At 44.4% G+C, this 17888-nt stretch carries 23 protein-coding genes and 1 pseudogene; 10 read left to right on the forward strand and 14 right to left on the reverse strand.

The genetic code is table 11. From position 1 onward, the window contains the following. Positions 1–248: 248 nt before the first annotated feature. The 3 genes from MHH91_RS10530 to MHH91_RS10540 form a co-directional block, all read right to left on the reverse strand. Complete coding sequence (locus MHH91_RS10530) at positions 249–1382, reverse strand: conserved virulence factor C family protein (RefSeq protein ID WP_013352607.1); 1134 nt, start codon at positions 1380–1382, stop codon at positions 249–251. A gap of 69 nt (positions 1383–1451) precedes the next feature. Then, positions 1452–2057: an HD domain-containing protein gene (locus MHH91_RS10535; RefSeq protein WP_013352608.1), complete on the reverse strand. Its 606-nt coding sequence runs from the start codon at positions 2055–2057 to the stop codon at positions 1452–1454. An 11-nt stretch (positions 2058–2068) separates the two neighbouring features. After that, positions 2069–2551: a glutathione peroxidase gene (locus MHH91_RS10540; RefSeq protein ID WP_013352609.1), complete on the reverse strand. Its 483-nt coding sequence runs from the start codon at positions 2549–2551 to the stop codon at positions 2069–2071. Positions 2552–2833: 282 nt separating this feature from the next. On the opposite strand from MHH91_RS10540, the gene metA reads away from it, so the two are divergent. The 4 genes and pseudogenes from metA (at position 2834) to cspD (ending at position 5525) form a co-directional block, all read left to right on the forward strand. Further along, on the forward strand, positions 2834–3739 hold the full coding sequence (gene metA, locus MHH91_RS10545) for a homoserine O-acetyltransferase MetA (protein WP_013352610.1): 906 nt from the start codon (positions 2834–2836) through the stop codon (positions 3737–3739). 224 nt (positions 3740–3963) lie between these two features. Next, positions 3964–5106 (forward strand): diglucosyl diacylglycerol synthase, encoded by a 1143-nt coding sequence (locus MHH91_RS10550; protein ID WP_013352611.1) that lies wholly within the window; start codon positions 3964–3966, stop codon positions 5104–5106. A gap of 91 nt (positions 5107–5197) precedes the next feature. Then, positions 5198–5309: pseudogene (locus MHH91_RS10555) on the forward strand (hypothetical protein); the annotation flags it as partial. Positions 5310–5324: 15 nt separating this feature from the next. Then, positions 5325–5525 carry a cold-shock protein CspD gene (gene cspD, locus MHH91_RS10560; RefSeq protein WP_003153604.1) on the forward strand — a complete coding sequence of 67 codons (201 nt, stop codon included), beginning with the start codon at positions 5325–5327 and terminating at the stop codon, positions 5523–5525. Between the two features lie 51 nt (positions 5526–5576). On the opposite strand, the gene MHH91_RS10565 is transcribed toward cspD, so the two are convergent. Beyond that, positions 5577–5759 carry a hypothetical protein gene (locus tag MHH91_RS10565; protein WP_013352612.1) on the reverse strand — a complete coding sequence of 61 codons (183 nt, stop codon included), beginning with the start codon at positions 5757–5759 and terminating at the stop codon, positions 5577–5579. 161 nt (positions 5760–5920) lie between these two features. On the opposite strand from MHH91_RS10565, the gene MHH91_RS10570 reads away from it, so the two are divergent. Continuing rightward, positions 5921–6178, forward strand: a complete 258-nt coding sequence (locus MHH91_RS10570) for a DUF2564 family protein (protein WP_013352613.1) — start codon at positions 5921–5923, stop codon at positions 6176–6178. 26 nt (positions 6179–6204) lie between these two features. Here MHH91_RS10570 and MHH91_RS10575 read toward each other — a convergent pair whose 3' ends face one another. Together MHH91_RS10575 and MHH91_RS10580 are read right to left on the reverse strand one after the other, a co-directional pair. After that, complete coding sequence (locus MHH91_RS10575; RefSeq protein WP_013352614.1) at positions 6205–6387, reverse strand: zinc-finger domain-containing protein; 183 nt, start codon at positions 6385–6387, stop codon at positions 6205–6207. Positions 6388–6389: 2 nt separating this feature from the next. Next, positions 6390–7061 carry a ribonuclease H family protein gene (locus MHH91_RS10580; protein ID WP_013352615.1) on the reverse strand — a complete coding sequence of 224 codons (672 nt, stop codon included), beginning with the start codon at positions 7059–7061 and terminating at the stop codon, positions 6390–6392. A gap of 81 nt (positions 7062–7142) precedes the next feature. Between MHH91_RS10580 and MHH91_RS10585 the strand changes: the two genes are divergently transcribed. The 3 genes from MHH91_RS10585 to sspL are packed head-to-tail and all read left to right on the forward strand — an operon-like array spanning position 7143 to position 8402. Next, positions 7143–7823 carry a queuosine precursor transporter gene (locus MHH91_RS10585; RefSeq protein ID WP_013352616.1) on the forward strand — a complete coding sequence of 227 codons (681 nt, stop codon included), beginning with the start codon at positions 7143–7145 and terminating at the stop codon, positions 7821–7823. Positions 7824–7829: 6 nt separating this feature from the next. Continuing rightward, positions 7830–8222: a reverse transcriptase-like protein gene (locus MHH91_RS10590; protein ID WP_014470262.1), complete on the forward strand. Its 393-nt coding sequence runs from the start codon at positions 7830–7832 to the stop codon at positions 8220–8222. 51 nt (positions 8223–8273) lie between these two features. Further along, positions 8274–8402, forward strand: a complete 129-nt coding sequence (sspL, locus tag MHH91_RS10595; protein WP_003153575.1) for a small, acid-soluble spore protein L — start codon at positions 8274–8276, stop codon at positions 8400–8402. Between the two features lie 5 nt (positions 8403–8407). Here sspL and MHH91_RS10600 read toward each other — a convergent pair whose 3' ends face one another. From MHH91_RS10600 to MHH91_RS10630, 7 genes are all read right to left on the reverse strand, one after another. Next, the gene (locus tag MHH91_RS10600; RefSeq protein ID WP_013352618.1) at positions 8408–9295 is read right to left on the reverse strand and encodes a 5'-3' exonuclease; all 888 of its coding nucleotides are present in this window, start codon (positions 9293–9295) and stop codon (positions 8408–8410) included. A gap of 94 nt (positions 9296–9389) precedes the next feature. After that, on the reverse strand, positions 9390–9533 hold the full coding sequence (locus MHH91_RS10605; RefSeq protein WP_013352619.1) for a hypothetical protein: 144 nt from the start codon (positions 9531–9533) through the stop codon (positions 9390–9392). A gap of 76 nt (positions 9534–9609) precedes the next feature. Further along, positions 9610–9867: a YpbS family protein gene (locus MHH91_RS10610; RefSeq protein ID WP_014470260.1), complete on the reverse strand. Its 258-nt coding sequence runs from the start codon at positions 9865–9867 to the stop codon at positions 9610–9612. A gap of 67 nt (positions 9868–9934) precedes the next feature. Next, a complete protein-coding gene (locus MHH91_RS10615) occupies positions 9935–13516 on the reverse strand; it encodes a dynamin family protein (RefSeq protein ID WP_013352621.1) in 3582 nt (1193 codons plus the stop codon). 184 nt (positions 13517–13700) lie between these two features. Beyond that, complete coding sequence (gene fbpC, locus MHH91_RS10620) at positions 13701–13796, reverse strand: Fur-regulated basic protein FbpC (protein WP_118977655.1); 96 nt, start codon at positions 13794–13796, stop codon at positions 13701–13703. A 72-nt stretch (positions 13797–13868) separates the two neighbouring features. Beyond that, entirely contained in the window at positions 13869–14375 is a 507-nt protein-coding gene (locus MHH91_RS10625; protein ID WP_013352622.1) for an isoprenylcysteine carboxyl methyltransferase family protein, read from the reverse strand. Continuing rightward, the gene (locus tag MHH91_RS10630) at positions 14375–15475 is read right to left on the reverse strand and encodes a type III polyketide synthase (protein WP_013352623.1); all 1101 of its coding nucleotides are present in this window, start codon (positions 15473–15475) and stop codon (positions 14375–14377) included. The genes MHH91_RS10625 and MHH91_RS10630 overlap by 1 nt, the downstream gene beginning before the upstream one ends. Positions 15476–15640: 165 nt before the next feature. Here MHH91_RS10630 and MHH91_RS10635 point away from each other — a divergent pair, with 165 nt between their 5' ends. Further along, on the forward strand, positions 15641–16249 hold the full coding sequence (locus MHH91_RS10635; protein ID WP_014470258.1) for a GNAT family N-acetyltransferase: 609 nt from the start codon (positions 15641–15643) through the stop codon (positions 16247–16249). A 29-nt stretch (positions 16250–16278) separates the two neighbouring features. On the opposite strand, the gene MHH91_RS10640 is transcribed toward MHH91_RS10635, so the two are convergent. Then, positions 16279–16587, reverse strand: coding sequence for an MGMT family protein (locus MHH91_RS10640; protein ID WP_013352625.1), 309 nt, complete (start codon positions 16585–16587; stop codon positions 16279–16281). Positions 16588–17481: 894 nt separating this feature from the next. Between MHH91_RS10640 and MHH91_RS10645 the strand changes: the two genes are divergently transcribed. Beyond that, positions 17482–17778, forward strand: a complete 297-nt coding sequence (locus MHH91_RS10645) for a hypothetical protein (RefSeq protein ID WP_013352626.1) — start codon at positions 17482–17484, stop codon at positions 17776–17778. Positions 17779–17888 lie beyond the last annotated feature (110 nt).

Raw genomic sequence — 17888 nt, forward strand, 5'->3', positions numbered from 1 at the left:
TACTGTTTTTAGACTCTGTGTATTATTTTTAAAATTTTCAGTTTATTTCAGGGCGCATTTTGCATACCGCTGTTTACAGCGGCTCCGCCCTGTTTCGCTTTTATTTCTTTCAGAATATCGATAAAAACCCTCCAACAATTAATATTGTACTTACTATATAGAGTTTTGAATCATTTTTCAACAATATTCTAAATAATTTTTATAAAAAGTGAATTCAAACAAAAAAGGTGCACGGCGCACCTTTTTTGTTATAACTGTTCTTTTTTTCTGCTTTCAGTCATCTGTTTCCAGACTGAACCTTTCGCCTCTTCTCCGTGCTCAATCCGTTCAATCGCCATTTTGACTTGCAGGCTGACTTCGAATTCCGGATCGTCTTCCGCCGCTTTTAATGCTTCAAGCGCGCTTTCATCACCGACTTCATATAAAAACATGGCCGCACGCCAGCGCACGAGTTTGCTTGAGTCACTGAGCGATTTCATCATTGCCGGGATGGCGCTCGCATCGCCGATATCCGACAGGCAGTCACCAGCCGTTCTTCTGACCGTCACCGTTTTGTCTTCAAGCGCTTTGTATAAAAGCGGAAGCACAGACGGCTTTTCAATCATTCCTAAATAAACGACGGCTTGTCTTCTAATCGAGGTTTTCGGATCATGAAGCGCCTTTTCCAACACAGGTAAATCGTCTTCATCCGGATCCATTTGCTCAAGATGGGCATATCGCTGCTTCCAGTCTTCATCATCAAGCATATCAAGTGTCACTTTATAAGCCTTCCGCTGCACTGCCGGTTTGGCTTCACCCTTTTGCTGTGCAGCTGCTTCTGTCAAGCGTTTGAGCCGCTCATCACTGTAAGCAGCCTGAAGCTCTTCTGTGACATCGTGCCCGATTTCGGTAAAATCTCCGAAGCGGACGCCTTGTTCTTTCCAGGCGCGCTCAAATACAACATTTGATGCTTCGGAACGCAGCTTTAATATGGCTTGTTGAAAACGTTCCGGAAGACCGAACCGTTCTTCACGTTCGCCGTCTGTCAATTTGACCTGCATCGGAATTCCGCTGAACATTTGTACGAAAACCTTCACTTCACCGAATGATTCCTGTTCAGAACGGCTTTCAGACTGCTCTGTTTGTTCCATTCCGAAGGCAGATCGGACTTGCGGCAGAATTTCTTTCCAGTCAAAACGGGCGTTTCTCTCCACAGCCAGGAAATCGGCAACATGATAAACACCTTTTACTCCCTCAATGTTTAAAATATCACGTACGACGGCCGGAGCACCTTCTGTCTGGTCCAGCTTGTAATTATTGCTTTTGCCTGCCGGAAGCTCTTCAGTCAAAATCACTTTCATCGTATTGGGACTCGGCGTCGGTTCTATTGATTTAATCTTCATATTGGGTCCTCCTATGCACAATCTGACACTTATTCTAACATAGTCGGCACAAGCGTTCTATTGCGCCGCTTAGCTTTTGTCCACGGCCTCTTTTTGAATCCGGGCAACAAACTGCAATAGAAATTGATGCCGCTCCTCTGCCAAATCGGCCCCCGTTTTTGTATTCATTAAGTCTTTAAGCGTGATTAATTTATCCTCTATATGAGCCAGCACACTTGTTGGAGTTCCGTACATCGGATGACCCTTCGCGCCGGCAAACATAAACGCCCTGCCGATGCCCGCAGCGCCGATCGCATCAAGCATGTCTGCATCCTGAACAACTTTCCCCTCCAATGAAAGCGGCCGCTTTTTCAGCAGTTTCCTGTGTCTGAATGACATCCTCGTGATAATATCCGCGATCTCCTGAATGGGGCCCTCCGCGATGTTGAAAGCAGCCAGCCGTTCTGTTACTTCGCCTGCCGTCAGCCTTTCGCTTTCATCGAGCTTGGCATCAATGAGATCATGAACCAGCGCGGCCGCCTCAGTGACAAATAAGTCTGCGCCTTCTTCCTTTGCAATATAAACAGAAAGGTTTACGACCCGGGAAATATGAAGCCAATCATGTCCCGTACGTTCATTGATAAGCTTTTCTCTGACCCAATCCCTGACGTTTTCCAGCTGCTCTTTTTCGTTCACCGTATCACCTCTTATCGGGCCAAAAGCCTCTGCACCGTATCTTCAAGCTCTTTCGGATTGACGTTTGAAGAAAAACGCCCTTTGACATCACCGTTTCGGTCCACAATAAACTTAGTGAAATTCCATTTAATCGCCTTTGTGCCGAGCATCCCCTTCGCTTGCTCTGTCAGATATGTGAAAAGAGGATGAGCACCTGCTCCATTGACATCAACTTTCGCAAACATCGGGAATGTGACTCCGTAATTTTTCACACAGAACTCCTGAATCTCCGCCTCGTCTCCGGGTTCTTGGTTCATAAATTGGTTGCAGGGAAATCCTAATATTTCAAGACCTTCCTGCTGATATGTATCATAGAGCTCCTGAAGCTGCTTAAGCTGGGACGTGAATCCGCATTTGCTCGCTGTATTCACAATGATCATCACTTTGCCCCTGTATGCCGATAACGTTACGTCTTCGCCTGTTATGGTCCGTACGTTTATATCGTAAATTGTCATCTGCGGCCCTCCTTCTTTCATTCTTCATTTATTTTACCTGTTTTACACTGCAAAACAAACGGAAAGCGCTTTTTCCTTCCATTTAACGGTAAACGCTTTTTTCGCGGAACCAAACGTCTCTTTACCCGTCATAATAAAGAGCCGCTCCGATTTTATGCCCATTTGCCCCTTTTATCCTGTCATTATGCGCTAATTGCGGTTTATTACGCCGGGATGGATTGAAAAATGGCTTAAAAATTTCTATAATGAAGAAAATTAACGGGGAATAACGGAGGTGGCATGTTGCCTATCAATATACCAAATCATCTGCCGGCTAAGCAGGTGCTTGAAAGTGAACACATCTTTGTAATGGATGAAAGCCGGGCTTTTCATCAGGATATCCGGCCGCAGAAGATCGTCATTTTAAATCTGATGCCGAAAAAAATCCAAACGGAAACCCAGCTGCTCAGGCTGCTGGGGAACTCGCCTTTACAAGTTCACTTTACATTCTTAATTCCGAGCACACACACTCCAAAAAATACAGCAAGGCAGCATTTGGATGAATTTTATACGGAATTTTCCAGCATCCGCCACAAACGGTTTGACGGAATGATTATTACCGGGGCTCCGATTGAGCACCTGCCGTTTGAAGATGTTTCTTACTGGGAAGAATTGAAGGAAATTATGGAATGGAGCAAAACGAACGTCACTTCAACGCTCCATATCTGCTGGGGCGCTCAAGCCGGTTTGTACTACCATTACGGAATTGAGAAAGTGGAGATGCCGAAAAAAATATTCGGAGTGTTTGAGCATACCGTTCTTAAAAAACATGAGAGATTAGTAAGAGGATTTGACGAGCTATACTATGTGCCCCACTCACGGCATACAGATATTAATACGGAGCAGCTGCAAGCGGCTTCGGATCTGGATGTGCTGAGCGTTTCTGAGGAAGCCGGGGTCTGTTTAATCGTATCAAAAGACGAAAAGCAGATTTTCTTAACGGGACACCCGGAATATGATACCGATACGCTTCTTCAGGAGTATGAGAGGGATATAGAAAGAAATCTTTCAAACGTAGAAGCTCCTAAGCACTATTTTGCACCCGGCGGGAAAGAACCTGTAAACCGCTGGAAAGCTCATGCGACGTTATTGTTTATGAATTGGCTGAATTATTATGTATATCAGGAAACCCCGTATGAATGGGATTAATTTTTGTTTTGAGTGATACGGTGACAAAAATATGATAAAATACTCTTGATTCAGTATGGGTATAACAAAACTTTAAAATACTGGAACATATCAATTAAATTTAGTTTAAATATGTTGCCGCGCTTATTATAAAATGATGTACTTGTGTTATGTTTATCTATAGACAATAACTCCTTACGATGCATGAAGCTTGCTTGTTGTTGATTACATTGAGGTGAATTTACTTGAATACCAATAAAAAAGTATTAATTTTGACTGCAAATTACGGAAACGGACATGTTCAAGTGGCCAAAACGCTCTACGAACAATGTCTCCGTCTCGGCTTGAATGTGACGGTTTCCAATTTGTATCAAGAGTCAAATCCGATTGTTTCAGAGGTTACTCAATACCTTTATTTAAAAAGCTTCTCAATCGGGAAACAGTTTTATCGTTTGTTTTATTACGGAGTTGACAAAATCTATAATAAACGCAAATTCAATATTTATTTTAAAATGGGAAATAAACGTTTAGGCCAGCTCGTCGAAGAGCATAAGCCGGACATTATTATCAATACATTTCCGATGATTGTCGTACCGGAATACAGACGGAGAACCGGAAAAGTGATCCCGACGTTCAACGTTATGACCGATTTCTGCCTTCACAAAATCTGGGTTCATGAAAATGTTGATAAATATTATGTCGCCACCGATTACGTGAAGGAAAAACTGATTGAAATCGGCACTCATCCGAACAACGTAAAGATCACAGGCATTCCCATCAGGCCTCAATTCGAGGAAACAATGCCAAAAGAGCCGATTTATAAAAAATACAATCTCTCTCCCGACAAAAAAGTTCTTCTTATTATGGCGGGAGCGCATGGTGTGCTGAAAAACGTAAAAGAACTGTGCGAAAACCTCGTTCATGACGATCAGGTGCAGGTTGTGGTGGTATGCGGCAAAAACAGCTCGCTGAAAGATTCACTCAGCAGCCTGGAAGGTGACAATACCGACCGGCTGAAAGTGCTCGGCTATGTAGAAAGAATTGACGAGCTGTTCCGGATTACGGACTGCATGATTACAAAACCAGGCGGTATCACACTGACGGAAGCGACAGCGATCGGCGTACCGGTCATTCTGTACAAACCGGTGCCCGGACAGGAAAAGGAAAACGCCATTTTCTTTGAAGACCGCGGTGCGGCTGTCGTGGTCAACCGCCACGAAGAAATTTTAGAGTCTGTCACCTCCCTTCTTGCCGATGAGGAAAAGCTGAACCGGATGAAGAACAATATTAAAAGCCTTCATCTCCCCAACTCTTCTGAAGTCATTTTGCAGGACATTATAAAAGAATCTGAACTGATGGCCGGGAAGGCAGATATGGCATTATCATAAAGAAAAGCACACGAACGCTCGTGTGCTTTTTGTTTTTTCCGTATAAGGTTTGCTGCTGGAAAAATAAAGATAAAAAATAGGGAGCGGCCGCTTGACGCCCGCTCCCATATGGTGTATAGTTGAACCATCATTTAACAACGTTTACATACGTACGGTTGGATGATGACAAAATTTTTTTTAGCACGAAGGTGCTACAGTACTAGGAGGAATTAAGCAATATGCAAAACGGTAAAGTAAAATGGTTCAATAACGAAAAAGGATTCGGCTTCATCGAAGTTGAAGGCGGAGACGATGTATTTGTTCACTTCACTGCTATCGAAGGAGAAGGATACAAATCATTAGAAGAAGGACAAGAAGTTTCTTTTGAAATTGTCGAAGGTAATCGTGGACCTCAAGCTTCTAATGTTGTAAAACTCTAAACTCAATACATGTTGATCAGATGACAAATAGAGGAGAGGCGTATGCCTCTCCTATTTGATTGCCGTCTGAATCTCGATCGCTACAAGATTCTGCTTGCACCGCTGCTCGATTTCTTCAATTTGTTTCTCCATTGACGGCATTCCTTTTTTCGCCATTTCCGCTAAACTTCCCAAATCACCGTATATTTCTTTAAATGTCTGCTGAAGGATTTTTTTTAAATCATTATCATTCACGGCTGGTTTTTCCCTTCTCTCCCAAGATACCCTGAATAATAGTAAATAAGACCTAATTAATCAGGTTCAATAGTTATATCGGCTTATTTTCTGTATTTTTTTCTATTTTTCGTACATATTTCTAAAAAAAATCTCCAAACTATTCACGGAGGTGTTTTTTAATGGATTCTGAATTTTTTCCGAACGGACTGACGGATAAACGCCAGCTTGAATTAGCGGTGGAAACGGCCCAGAAAACAACAGGAGCGGCTACTCGGGGACAAAATTCCACACTGCTTGAATCTGCTTACCAGGCGATTCAGGATGCGAGAACGATGTCACAATCGAGTGAGCTGCAAGCTCTCGACCAAGATTTCCTGCAGCAGCAGCGAATGCTTCTGGACGATTGCCAGCATCAGCTCGATGAATTCAAAAAATAAAACCGCAGAAGCTGCGGTTTTATTTTTTATTGATTTGTCAGCACCTTGCCGTAGGCTTTCAGCTTCTCCCCCACTGTGCATTGATTGATGCAGAAAGAATGTGCGTACGCTTTTCCGAACTCCTTACGGAAATGCTTTTTCACGAAGCAGTCTTTGCAATATTCATCCTGAAGCTCTGTCAATTCTTTATAAATGCTTTTTTTATCCAATATCAGTCATCTCCGTTACCATCTAATGTTATGCGGCTTTCAATCTGCCGGCCTGAAAGAATTTTTTTGGCAAGGTCATCCGCTTCTTGATTTTCCTTTCGGTTTACGGCTTCATATGCCGGTGTCAGCTTTAAGGATTTGAGAAGCGCTTCAATTTTATCGAGCCATTCATTTTGCGTTTCGTCATAGCACGGCCAGCTGCCGTCAAGCTGATGCAAAACGACGAGGGAATCCCCTTTTATCGTGATTGAATTTCTGCTTGCGCCAAGATCCTGCACTTCCTTAAGCGCTTCGTACAAAGCGGCATATTCCGCCTCATTGTTCGTTTGAAGCGTTAGGCTTTTGTTTTTCCGCACGCGGTGGCGCTTGCCTCCGAGAGAGTAATACACGACAATTCCGAGTCCGGCGAGGCCGCTTTTTTTGTCAAAGCCGCCGTCGAAATACACCGTAATGTCGTCAGGTTCTTGCGCAAGCTCTTCAGTAAGCTTTTCCAGCTCTTTAAGCGTCCAGCTTGCGCCTTTTTCATCCTCAAAATAAATGTCTTTTATATAAGGAAAGCGGCTGACTTCTCTTGCAAGCATGCGCGCTTTCGGAACGGTCAGCCAATCTTCTGAAAAAAACGAGACAGGGCCTGTTCCTTTTGCTTCTATTTCGATATACGGCTTAAGATTCATTGAAATCACCTTACCATTCATTAGTTGACGGGCGTATGCTATAATCAAACCATTCTCAAATTGAAAGGAAGTCAGCAGGTTTTGTTTAATGATGTATTATGGATTTTATTTGCGATCATTCATTTTATCATTGTTCTTTTGTTTTATAAAGGATTTGGCAAAACGGGCCTATTTGTATGGATCGGTTTCGCCACGGTGTGCGCCAACTTGCAGGTTGTCAAAACAGTTGAGCTGTTCGGGCTTACGGCGACATTGGGAAATATCATGTACGGCACCGTTTTCTTCGCAACGGATGTGCTGAATGAAAAATACGGTCCCCGGGAAGCGCGCAAGGCCGTCTGGCTCGGCTTTTCCACTTTGCTGGCTTTGACATGCGCCATGCAGGGAGCTCTTTTATATAAACCGGCTGCTTCAGATATCGCGCAGCCTGCCCTTGAGACGATTTTCGGTTTTCTGCCTCGTGTTGCGCTCGGGAGCCTCTTGGCTTTTATTTTCAGCCAAACGATAGATGTTTATGTATATTCCGCCATTCGGCGAATCTTTCCTTCAGACAGGCTTCTCTGGCTCAGAAACAGCGGAAGCACGGCGCTCAGCCAGCTGCTGGATACATTTATCTTCACTGCCGTCGCCTTTATCGGCGTTTATTCCGCGGGAGTGTGGTTCAGCATTTTTATTTCAACTTATCTGATTAAATTTGCGGTATCACTCATTTCTGTCCCTTATGCATATGCGGCAAAACGAATGACACCGAACGGAGAGTGACGGATGATGCCCGCTGAAATTTATGTAGACGGTGCGAGCGCCGGAAACCCGGGCCCGTCCGGTATCGGTATTTTCATTAAGCATGACGGGAAAACAGAATCTTTCTCAATTCCGATCGGCGACCATTCAAACCAGGAAGCTGAATTTCTCGCCTTAATTGAAGGAATGAAGCTGTGTGCCGCCCGCGGATATGAGTCGGTGTCATTCCGGACGGATTCGGATATCGTGGAGCGGGCCGCAGATCTGGAAGCGGTGAAAAACAAGACTTTCCAGCCGTTTGTTGACGAAATCATCCGATTAAAGGCCGGATTTCCATTGTTTTTTATTAAGTGGATTCCGGGCAGACAAAATCAAACAGCCGATCAGCTTGCAAAAAAAGCGATTCGGCTGAATAAATAACCGGAATGAAATTGTGTCTTACTGTTCATCCTACAAATGAGGTGAACAGCTATGAGAAAAGAAAATAAAGGCCGGCTGACCGGAGGCGTGAATCCTCAGGGAAATATGGAGGGAAATGCGCACAAAGACCCGAAATCAGCCCTTGAAAACAACGCAAAAAAAAGCAATACAAAACGCTAGAGGGATCAGCTGATCTCTCTGGCGTTCAGCTTTTCGAGCATTCTTTCAATTCCTTTTATCTGGTGGCGTCTGAGCATGAGAGCTGCCTCTTCCATCTTCAATGAAAAAAGCGCTTCTTCAAACGTACAGACTAACGGCACTTCGCAATGTATTTCAGCAAGCTGCCTTGACAGCTCCAATTCTTTTAAGCTTTGCTGAATTTTTGTTTGCTGGCCCTTCGGTAGTAAAGAAAGACTTTCTAATAAACGGTCAATGTTTTCATACTCACGGATCAGCTTGTACGCCGTTTTTTCTCCGATGCCTTTAACGCCGGGGTAGTTGTCGCTTGTGTCTCCCATCAGCGCCTTTATGTCAATCAGTGCTTTTGGCGGAACCCCTGTTTCTTCTCTGAAAATTTCCTCTGTATATACTTTATAGTTGCCGATGCCCTTTTGCAGCAGCGCTACTTGAACTTGTTTATTCAGCAATTGAAGCAGGTCTTTATCACCCGTTACGATTGTAATTTCCGCTTCACCGGAAAATAAGGCAGAGAGCGTGCCGATACAGTCATCCGCTTCATAGCCTTTTATGCCGATATTTAAAATACCGAGTTCAGCTGCCGCTTCCTTTGCTAAATCAAATTGCGGAATCAGCTCAAGCGGCGGTTCGCTTCGATTGGCCTTATAATCCTGAAACAAATCATTACGGTACGTTTTGCTTCCCATATCCCAGCAGCAGACGACATGTGTGGGCTGAAACGTTTCAACCGCCGTAATGAGATGCTTTAAAAAGCCATTGACGCCGTTTGTCGGAATTCCGTTTTCATTTATCATAAAATTGCGATGAACGGCCGTCGCGAAAAATGATCGGAATAAAAGCGCCATGCCGTCAACGAGCAGTAATTTGTTATTCATATATCGAAACTCCTTCTTTATTCAATGTTCCTATTTTACCAAAGAAGGCCGTAAAAAAACAGCATCCTCCCTTTTGGAAGATGCTGCCGCTTCGTCAATCACCGTGTCTTTTATTGCTTGCCATCAGCTTTTCAGCTTCACGGCCGGCATAGGAATCAAATTTTTGTCCGAAGCCGTTTTTCTTTTTGGCATTGTTATTCTGCTGAGCATTTCTGTTTCCCAGTTTTGTTCTGCCCATTGTCGTATCCCCCCTTAGAGAAGATACGGATAGTATGCGCAGTATGCGCTGATGCCACACGCGGCATGTTCATCCATTACTGTCTGCTGACGAATTCTTTTACCATCTCTTCAGTCACAAAACGTCTTGCCGGCACAATGCCTTTTTTGGCCAGCTGGTTCATTTTTGCGGTAATTTCATTAATGGCGTCCGTCGTGAACGGTTCATTTTGTCTGCATTTGAGAACGGCTGCTTCAATGGCTTGTTCACGCTGATATTCAAGCTCTACAAATGACTTGACGTGATGATGCTGTTTTGCGGAGTGTGCTGAAATTGCTTTATGGACTTCTGACATAAAAGGTTTCATCTCGCTTTTTTCATTTTAGTCTACCACGACTGTTATATACCCGCCAACCTGATTTTTAAATTTTCAGCATTTCATCTTTCTTTTTCCATGCTTTTTCGGCCTCATAAAGGTACTCAATTTCCCCAGCATTGGTGTTCTCCGCAAGCCCCTGTAAATAAGTGTCCCGCTGCTCGCGGATCTGCGACAGGCTTTTATCCGCCATATCTTCTTGCAGACGGCGCACCTGCTCAGTATAGCGTGCTGAAAGGCTTTCTTTCTCCTGCTCAAGCCATTTTTCTGTCACTTTTTGCAGGCTGAGCCTGAGTCCTTCCACAAATGCCGCTTTTCCGTTCTGTTCAAAAAATTGCTTCGGCGATTTAACTTCTTTTACGTGATGAGTGAATGCCGAGGCGTCAATTACCGGAGCGACCTCTTTCAGCTGAACGGCAAATTCGTTTTCAGCGCTGACATAAATGGAGAAATCCCCGTCTTCCATAAGCTGCTTCCGGCAGTTTTCCATCCATTCCGCAGTCATATGGCGTTCAATAAAGCCGGTCATCCGGATATCGAGTGTCTTCAGCTCTTGAATGTATTCAAAACGGAATTCCTTGAGCGCTTCCTTGAGCGCCGCTGATATATTCTGTTTCCAATCACCGTTTTGAAGGCCCGGATGGAAAGCGGTTTTCAGCATATCATTCGCATAAAACGACAGGCGGTGTTTAATGTGATAAAGCTGTTCTTCCGTATCTTTCATCACTTTTCGAATGATGACCTCAGACGTACGGCGCTTTGAAATAGCGGCAAGAGCTTTTTCATAAGAAGACTCCAGACGCTGTTTCTTTTTTTCTTTTTCTTCTGCCGACTGGTGAAGAGATTCGTGAAGCTGTTCCACCATATCGCACAATTTGTCAGCTTCTGTTTGCAGCTGGGCGCAGCTGGCCCTCATTACATCTTCTTCAATAAAGTGCGCAAGTCCGGTTCTTACATCAGAGAACTTGTTATAGAAAGCTTCTTTTTGCCCCGCAAGCTCTTCTTTACTTGACACATGAAATAATGTCGGCCGGTTAATTCCTTCTTTAGAAAGTTCAGAGCGAACGTAGTCTTTGACGGTTTCCAGCTCGCTTTCCGTTTTCGCCAGATCGGCGGCGTTAATGACAAAAAACATTTTATCCATGCCGAATGATTCTTTGACGAGGCCGAGTTTCTTCAGAAAAGACCTGTCTCCTTTTGAAAAAGAATGCTGATAGTACGTCATATAAAAGAAAGCGTCAGCATCTTTTATATATTGAAAGGCAAGCTCCGTGTGGCGCTTGTTGATACTGCTTGCTCCCGGCGTATCAACGATGGTGATGCCTTTTTGCGTGAGAGGGCAGTCATAATATACGGTGACTTCTTTCACACAGCAGGCCGTTTTTTCTTCAGCTGCGTACGGTTTTAAATCTTCAACCGGCACCGTCAATGTCAGCCTTTGACGGATCTGCTCTTCATACGTATGAAACGCCTGAAGCATCGTCTGAATCACCGGCGTAAGATCTTCCGGCACTTTTCCCTTTTTAATGGCATAATTCCATCTCTCGTTCAGTGAACGCCCCTTTACGTCAGCATCCTTCAGCTCTGTCAGCTGAAGCATTTCAGCGTCAAGCTCCTCTTCCGTTTTAAAAACGATCTCCGCAGATTTATGCGGTTTGCCGCCTTGCGGTTTGGTTATTTTGTTGATGGTGGCCGTTGTCGGCGTCGGTGATGAAGGAAGCACGTATTCACCGACAAGCGCATTGGCAAAAGACGATTTACCGGAACTGAAGCCGCCGAATAACGCCAAAGTAAATTGGCGGTTTTCAAGCCGCTTAACCCTGCTTCGAAAGGCTTCTGCCTGTTTTCCTAACAGGCTTGATGAGTCAAGAATCCCGGCAAGTTCATAGAACCGATCGACCTGCTCTTTTATGGGAAGTTCCTTTATCGAATTTTTCTCAGGCTGGATTACTTCATGATGTAGAGTCTCTTTTGGTTTCTCTTTTTGGACAGGCGCATTCGCAAGGCGTTTTTTTCGCAAATACCAGTCGCTGCTTTCCGTATCATAGGCCGATTCTCCTTCCCACAAAGCGCGGACGCGGGCGGCTTTTTCTTCGGCATTGCGTTCTTCTGTTGCCGATAGCGCGAGCTCATCCCTTATCTTCCTCTCTTTCTCAAGTCGTTTTTTCAGGCTCTCTATGAGCGGTCCGTTTTTTGCCTGAATATAAGCGGTCAGCTCCTCAATAAGTTCCGCCGTCTGTCTTTTGGCTTCCCGTCTGATCATTTCCGCGAGGTCTTTCGTATAGGTTAATACGTATTCAGATGAAAATGCCGCTCCCTGCTTAAGGGCCTGAGCGGTGATATCGCCAGAAAGCGGTGTGCGGTACGCCTGTATTTTCTTGATCAGTTCGTCAGATTCCGCTTCATACCGCTTGGCCGCTTTCGTAAATGTGTCGATAATATGCCAATCCGCTTCCCCTTCCGTTCTTTTTTTGATATCGGCAAAGAATTCAGCCTGCCTTCTCTCTTTTTCCGCTGCCGTTTTCGCTTTTGAAAAGAAAAGTCCGGTTTTGAATGAGGGCTGCTGCGATTCGATATAAGCAGATGCAAGCTCCCTCATCTCAAATGGTGTCAGATTAGCGTTTTGCAATATGTTCTGTACGTCGTTTCTGATGTCTTTCTCTGCTGTTTCAGCCTGTTGAATGGTATTTTCAAGCTCAGCTTCGACAGAACGGACGAGTGCTTCTTGTTTGTCAAACAGCTCTTGGCCGCCGCTATTATCATCTTTTACGAGCATGTCTGTATGCTCTTTGACTAAGCGGGCGACCTTTCGTTCCGTTAAGGACCATAAATTTGCTTTTGCCTGCTGTTTCAGCTGCTGCAGATGTTTTTTCAGCTTTTCAATGCCGTTTAAAGGATGATCAGGCTCTGTGACAGACGTAAAGAAAAGCGATTCCTTCGGTATTCCCGCGCCTTCGAGCATATCTTCCACCTGTCTCCGGTACTCTTCAAACTTCGTCTCGTTTTCATCATGCCTGTCAATTTGGTTGACGATCAGAAACAGATTCGGAGTACGGTCTTTAATGGAGCTGAGAAACAGCATATTTTCTTCTGAATGAACATGATTATAATGGACGACGTAAAATAAAGCGTCTGCCTGGTGAAGAATCGAAGCGGCTGATAAAAAATGCGCCTCGTCCGTCGAATCAATCCCCGGTGTGTCAATGTAGGCCGCATGAGGCTCTGACTCCTCAAAGCCTGCATAGACTTCCACCGTCTCAATTTGCTCACCGTCTTTACAGAATTGCTGCACTTGTTCTTTATCGTAACTTCCTTTGATTTCTGCATAAGCCCCGTCAGTCGTATGAAGCACGACTTTATCTGCACCGTGCCGGATGACAACAAGGTTGGCGCTTGTGGGAATCGGGCTTGTCGGCAGTATGTCTTCACCGAGCAATGTGTTTAATAGAGAGGACTTTCCCGCCGAATAATGCCCGGTAAATGCGATATAAACCTCTTCATCAGCCGCTTTTTTCATAATGGCCGCGAGCTGATCGGCCCGTTTTTCATCCTGATGATCCAAAAATTGTGCGTATAAGGCACCCGTTCTGCTGAAAATCTCCCTGTTATGGCGTTCTGCTTCTGTCATGTGTCTTTACCCCTTTGTGTCTGTCGCATCAAATGACGTTTTCGTTTTTAGAAAGCTCTGAAAAAAACCTCTCTCCCATTTTACACAAGAATGGTTCACTTTTCTTCAGGAAACGGCAAAAAAGCCGCCGATATCGGCAGCTGTTAAAGAAAAAAACACCCGCGGCAGGAAAAACCGCAGATGCTTAAGAGGACATCGATTTATTCGAAACTTTTTTCAATACAAAACCAATTAAAAAGCTGTATGTACAAACGGCTGCAAATAAAAATAACATTGTCATTTTTGGCACCACCTTGAATGAGAATCATTTTCATATTTACATCTTATCATGAGTGAGAATGATTTTCAATCGCTATTTTGCGGTGTTTTCTTCTAAAGCCTTCTCTTCGGCGCGAATCCTCACAGTAAGCATGCAGGCATTAAGGATTGAAAAGAGAAACAGTGTCCAATACGCCCCGTATAACAGCGGTAGCAAGATAAATTCTAAGATGACAACCGCATAGTTCGGGTGCTTCATCCACCTGTACGGCCCCTTTTTGACAAGCTCCGCATCCGGCACGACAAGGATTTTCGTATTCCAATATCGCCCCAGCGATAAAAGCGCCCAATACCTGATCCCCTGCACAAATAAAATGATACATATAATGGCGGCCCACCTTGGAGAATGCGCTTTATGAAACGCCGCCACCTCGGCAATAAGAGAGACAAAAAAGAGCACGTGCATCAGAACGAGAAAGGGGTAATGCCCTTCTCCGTATTCGACGGCGCCTTGTTTTTTCACTTTCCGCTCATTGCGCCGGGCCACGATCATCTCCGCAATCCGCTGGGCAGCAAGGAGTATGATAAACAGCCAAAACATTAAGATGCCCCCCTTTCCCAGCTGAACAGCAAAAGCTCAGACGAAAATCCCGGCCCGAGAGCGCCGATCAGCCCTTTTTCGTTTTCTTTCTGCCGTCCGTGCAACAACTGTTCTTTTATGACATGAAAAATAGTTGCTGAAGACATGTTCCCGTGTTTTTGCAGCACCTTCTGAGATGCCGCCAGCTGCCCGGCGTCCATTGAAAGGCTCGTTAAATAGGCGTCAATGACCTTTTTCCCGCCGGGATGGGCAAGAAAGGTTTTAATGTCGTGAGACAGGACTCCATGTTCATATAAAAATTCATCAACATTATCCTTCAGCCAATGTGAAACAAGAGTGGGAATGTCTCTGGAAAAAATGACTTGAAATCCGCTGTCGGTGAATTCCCAGCCCATCACATCTTCCGCATCCGGCATCATCACCGATTGAGTGGCGAATATCCTCGGAACGAGCGGCTGTTTGACGTCTTTCCGGCTCGCCTTCTCCCCTCCGATTAGTACGGCGGCAATTCCGTCCGCAAACAGGGAGGTTCCGATTAAATTGCTTTTTGACTTGTCCTCCGGCTGAAACGTTAAGCTGCAAAGCTCAGCCGCGATAACAAGCACGTATGCTTCAGGGTAGGCACGGCAGTATTCATACGCCCTGGACAGCCCGGCCGCTCCGCCCGCGCATCCTAAGCCCCAGATCGGGATCCGTTTTGTTTTCGCAGAAAAAGGAAGCTGATTCATCACCTTCGCTTCAATGCTGGGTGTCGAAAGCCCGGTGCTGGAAATAAAAAAGATCGCATCTACTTTTTCATATGGAAAGGGATTTGTTAAACATTCCGGGTTTGTTAAACAATCAACCGCCGCATCCACGCTGTGCTTAACGGTTTCTTCCGTATACAGCCGGTTCTTTTCTGAAAAACCCCGTTCCGTTTTATACCATTCAATCGGCCGTACAAACTGTCTTGATTCAATTTCGCCGTTTTGAAAGGCTTTTAACAGCCGGTCAATATCCTTAAATGAATTGGCAAACATCCCTCTCGCAAATTCCGCCGCCTTTTCTTGCGAGACGTGATGCTCCGGAATACTCGTTCCGACCGATAACACATATGCCATACCCATCACCTCTTCACATAAAGGTTTCCGCTTTTTTCCTGAATGTATGCACGAGGTTTGAATGAAGGATTTCGCTGACCTGCCATTTTCATTGCAAATTGGCCCTTTTGAATGACAAACCGTTCGATTATACTTGATCCATTCATAAAAAAGGTTGTGATAGGAATGCTGACACCCGTCATACTTAAAGGGTCACTCGTTCAGTTAGAGCCGATGAAGCTTGATCACTCTCAGGCACTCTGCGAAGCGGCTTCAGAAAATAGAACAACTTACGCTTACAGCCATGTACCTGACGGAATCCAAGAAACAAAGCGTTATATTGAGCATGCGCTTTCCGATTATGGAAAAGGGCTTGCATTGCCTTTTGCAGTACGGAGCCTTAAAACGGATCGAATCGTCGGAAGCACGAGGTTTATGGATGTGGGAGTGTTTACGCGGCCGCCCGATGCAGCTCCGGAAGTGTGTGAGATCGGCAGCACGTGGTATGCCTCTTCCATGCAGCGGACAGGTGTCAATACGGAGTGTAAACTTTTGATGCTGACCCATGCGTTTGACGTGTGGCAAGCTGTCAGAGTGACGCTGAAAACCGATGTTCGCAACCAGCGCTCACGGACTGCGATTTTACGGATCGGAGCCCAATTTGAAGGAATCCGCCGCGCGCACATTCCGGATGTCGACGGCGGCCTCAGAGATACCGCCTACTACTCCATCCTTCATGAGGAATGGCCTTACATCCGGCAAAACCTTTCTGACCGGCTCGGGGCATACAACTGAAAAACCTGCCGATATATACGGCAGGTTTTTTACATTTCCGGATCATATGCGTATAAATTGAGATTGATCCGTCCTTCTGGCGTGACCTCTACCCCCTCAGCCTCAAGAGACAGCTTCTGTACTGAAAACAGCTCTTCATCTTTTAACCCGATTTCACCCTTTGCATTGATGACCCGGTGCCAAGGAAGACGATGCTTTTTACTCATGGAGTGAAGTATCCTCACAACCTGCCTCGCTCCCCGCGGACTTCCCGCAAGGCCGGCAATTTGCCCATACGTCATCACTTTTCCTTCAGGTATCTGTTTGATAATGGCTAACGCCCGTTCCGTAAATGTCATGGAAACCCTCATTTCCCGAAATACAGCAGTATTCTTAGCTTCTTCCGCACTTATCATACAACAGTTTTGAAGGTGAAGTCACTTGAGCGGCAGCCTGCTGTTTGTACTAGGTTTTAGAGAAGCGTCTCAGTACCTATCCGAAGAAAAAGAAAAGGTTTGTACTGCTCATGCCTAAAGATGGTCAGAAGCAATAGCTGAAAAATTAATCATCATACTGGTGAGTTCTGTAATAATTCTCAGCGGGATAGATATTCCACTCCCAAAACATTTGAGCCCTGAGATAAAATATTCCGATCTATAAAAATTTCAAAATTAAGGAGCATTCGTTCATATTCAATTTAGTTAAGAATCCATAGATAGTTCCGATCAGCAGAAATTTTTGTTTTGACAATTAACAAATAGCAGCCATCAAAAGATGTGCAATTGTAATATACTCCGTCTTTTAAAAAACATTTTTCAATTTCTTCTAGATTAAGTATATGAAGCCCCCGCGTGCATTTCTGCCATAAATCAGCACAGCAAATATTCTAGCCTCGTTATGATGCAGTTTCAAAAAAACTCTATAGTCATCGTGGAACGAAACATTCAATTTCTCGATTGTTTGCACCTTTAGAAGAGGTGCATTTCACTTCAGCCAAAATTCCCTCACTCTTTTAAAGTTTTAATTGTCCTTTTTCAACAATGAATTCTTTTAAACCTTTTATTTCTTTTCAGGTTTTATAGCTATCTTTTTTGATAGTTATATGATGGTGCTTATTCTATCACCCTTTCATGAACCACGATTTAAGTAAATTATTAGTATGTTCACAAAAAGTTAACAAAAATGATCATGGACACTTTTAACATAATATGTAATAATACAGTTGTATCAAAAAAAGAAAAGGAGTGTTTAAAATGAAAATGAAAAAAGTCTTAACTGGTTCCGCCTTGTCTCTTGCTCTGCTTGTTTCAGCTGCACCTGCATTTGCAACCGCTGCTTCAGCAACATCTAACACAGTCAGTGTTGAAAAGGAACAAAAAGTAATAACACCACAAGCATATTTAAAAAGAGTTCCTCTTACTGGATATCCATCTAGATGGAGCATTCCTAACAAAACAGTTTTCATGGGAGTGACACTATACTTGAAAGAAGCTAGACAGGAAAGTGATGGTACATGGACTGGAATATTTGAAGGTTGGATTAACGACTAAATAATATTGGAGTATCTTGAACATTTGTCCTTTAGGACACGTTACAAATAAAATGAAAGAGGATGCCTCACAAAAAGTTCAGCAAACTTTCGGAAGCATCCTCGATCTCG

This window comes from Bacillus sp. FSL K6-2819, assembly GCF_038008305.1.
Taxonomy (GTDB): Bacteria; Bacillota; Bacilli; order Bacillales; family Bacillaceae; genus Bacillus; species Bacillus amyloliquefaciens.

What these genes read in the sequence shown, in the direction of transcription:
- fbpC (WP_118977655.1), bottom strand. Translation starts at nt 13,796, where the DNA reads ATGACAATGTTATTTTTATTTGCAGCCGTTTGTACATACAGCTTTTTA.
- MHH91_RS10615 (WP_013352621.1), bottom strand. Translation starts at nt 13,516, where the DNA reads ATGACAGAAGCAGAACGCCATAACAGGGAGATTTTCAGCAGAACGGGT.
- MHH91_RS10635 (WP_014470258.1), top strand. Translation starts at nt 15,641, where the DNA reads ATGCTGACACCCGTCATACTTAAAGGGTCACTCGTTCAGTTAGAGCCG.
- MHH91_RS10610 (WP_014470260.1), bottom strand. Translation starts at nt 9,867, where the DNA reads ATGTCAGAAGTCCATAAAGCAATTTCAGCACACTCCGCAAAACAGCAT.
- MHH91_RS10590 (WP_014470262.1), top strand. Translation starts at nt 7,830, where the DNA reads ATGCCCGCTGAAATTTATGTAGACGGTGCGAGCGCCGGAAACCCGGGC.
- sspL (WP_003153575.1), top strand. Translation starts at nt 8,274, where the DNA reads ATGAGAAAAGAAAATAAAGGCCGGCTGACCGGAGGCGTGAATCCTCAG.
- MHH91_RS10580 (WP_013352615.1), bottom strand. Translation starts at nt 7,061, where the DNA reads ATGAATCTTAAGCCGTATATCGAAATAGAAGCAAAAGGAACAGGCCCT.
- MHH91_RS10605 (WP_013352619.1), bottom strand. Translation starts at nt 9,533, where the DNA reads ATGGGCAGAACAAAACTGGGAAACAGAAATGCTCAGCAGAATAACAAT.
- MHH91_RS10570 (WP_013352613.1), top strand. Translation starts at nt 5,921, where the DNA reads ATGGATTCTGAATTTTTTCCGAACGGACTGACGGATAAACGCCAGCTT.
- MHH91_RS10600 (WP_013352618.1), bottom strand. Translation starts at nt 9,295, where the DNA reads ATGAATAACAAATTACTGCTCGTTGACGGCATGGCGCTTTTATTCCGA.
- MHH91_RS10625 (WP_013352622.1), bottom strand. Translation starts at nt 14,375, where the DNA reads ATGTTTTGGCTGTTTATCATACTCCTTGCTGCCCAGCGGATTGCGGAG.
- MHH91_RS10645 (WP_013352626.1), top strand. Translation starts at nt 17,482, where the DNA reads ATGAAAATGAAAAAAGTCTTAACTGGTTCCGCCTTGTCTCTTGCTCTG.
- cspD (WP_003153604.1), top strand. Translation starts at nt 5,325, where the DNA reads ATGCAAAACGGTAAAGTAAAATGGTTCAATAACGAAAAAGGATTCGGC.
- MHH91_RS10530 (WP_013352607.1), bottom strand. Translation starts at nt 1,382, where the DNA reads ATGAAGATTAAATCAATAGAACCGACGCCGAGTCCCAATACGATGAAA.
- MHH91_RS10640 (WP_013352625.1), bottom strand. Translation starts at nt 16,587, where the DNA reads ATGACATTTACGGAACGGGCGTTAGCCATTATCAAACAGATACCTGAA.
- MHH91_RS10630 (WP_013352623.1), bottom strand. Translation starts at nt 15,475, where the DNA reads ATGGCATATGTGTTATCGGTCGGAACGAGTATTCCGGAGCATCACGTC.
- MHH91_RS10540 (WP_013352609.1), bottom strand. Translation starts at nt 2,551, where the DNA reads ATGACAATTTACGATATAAACGTACGGACCATAACAGGCGAAGACGTA.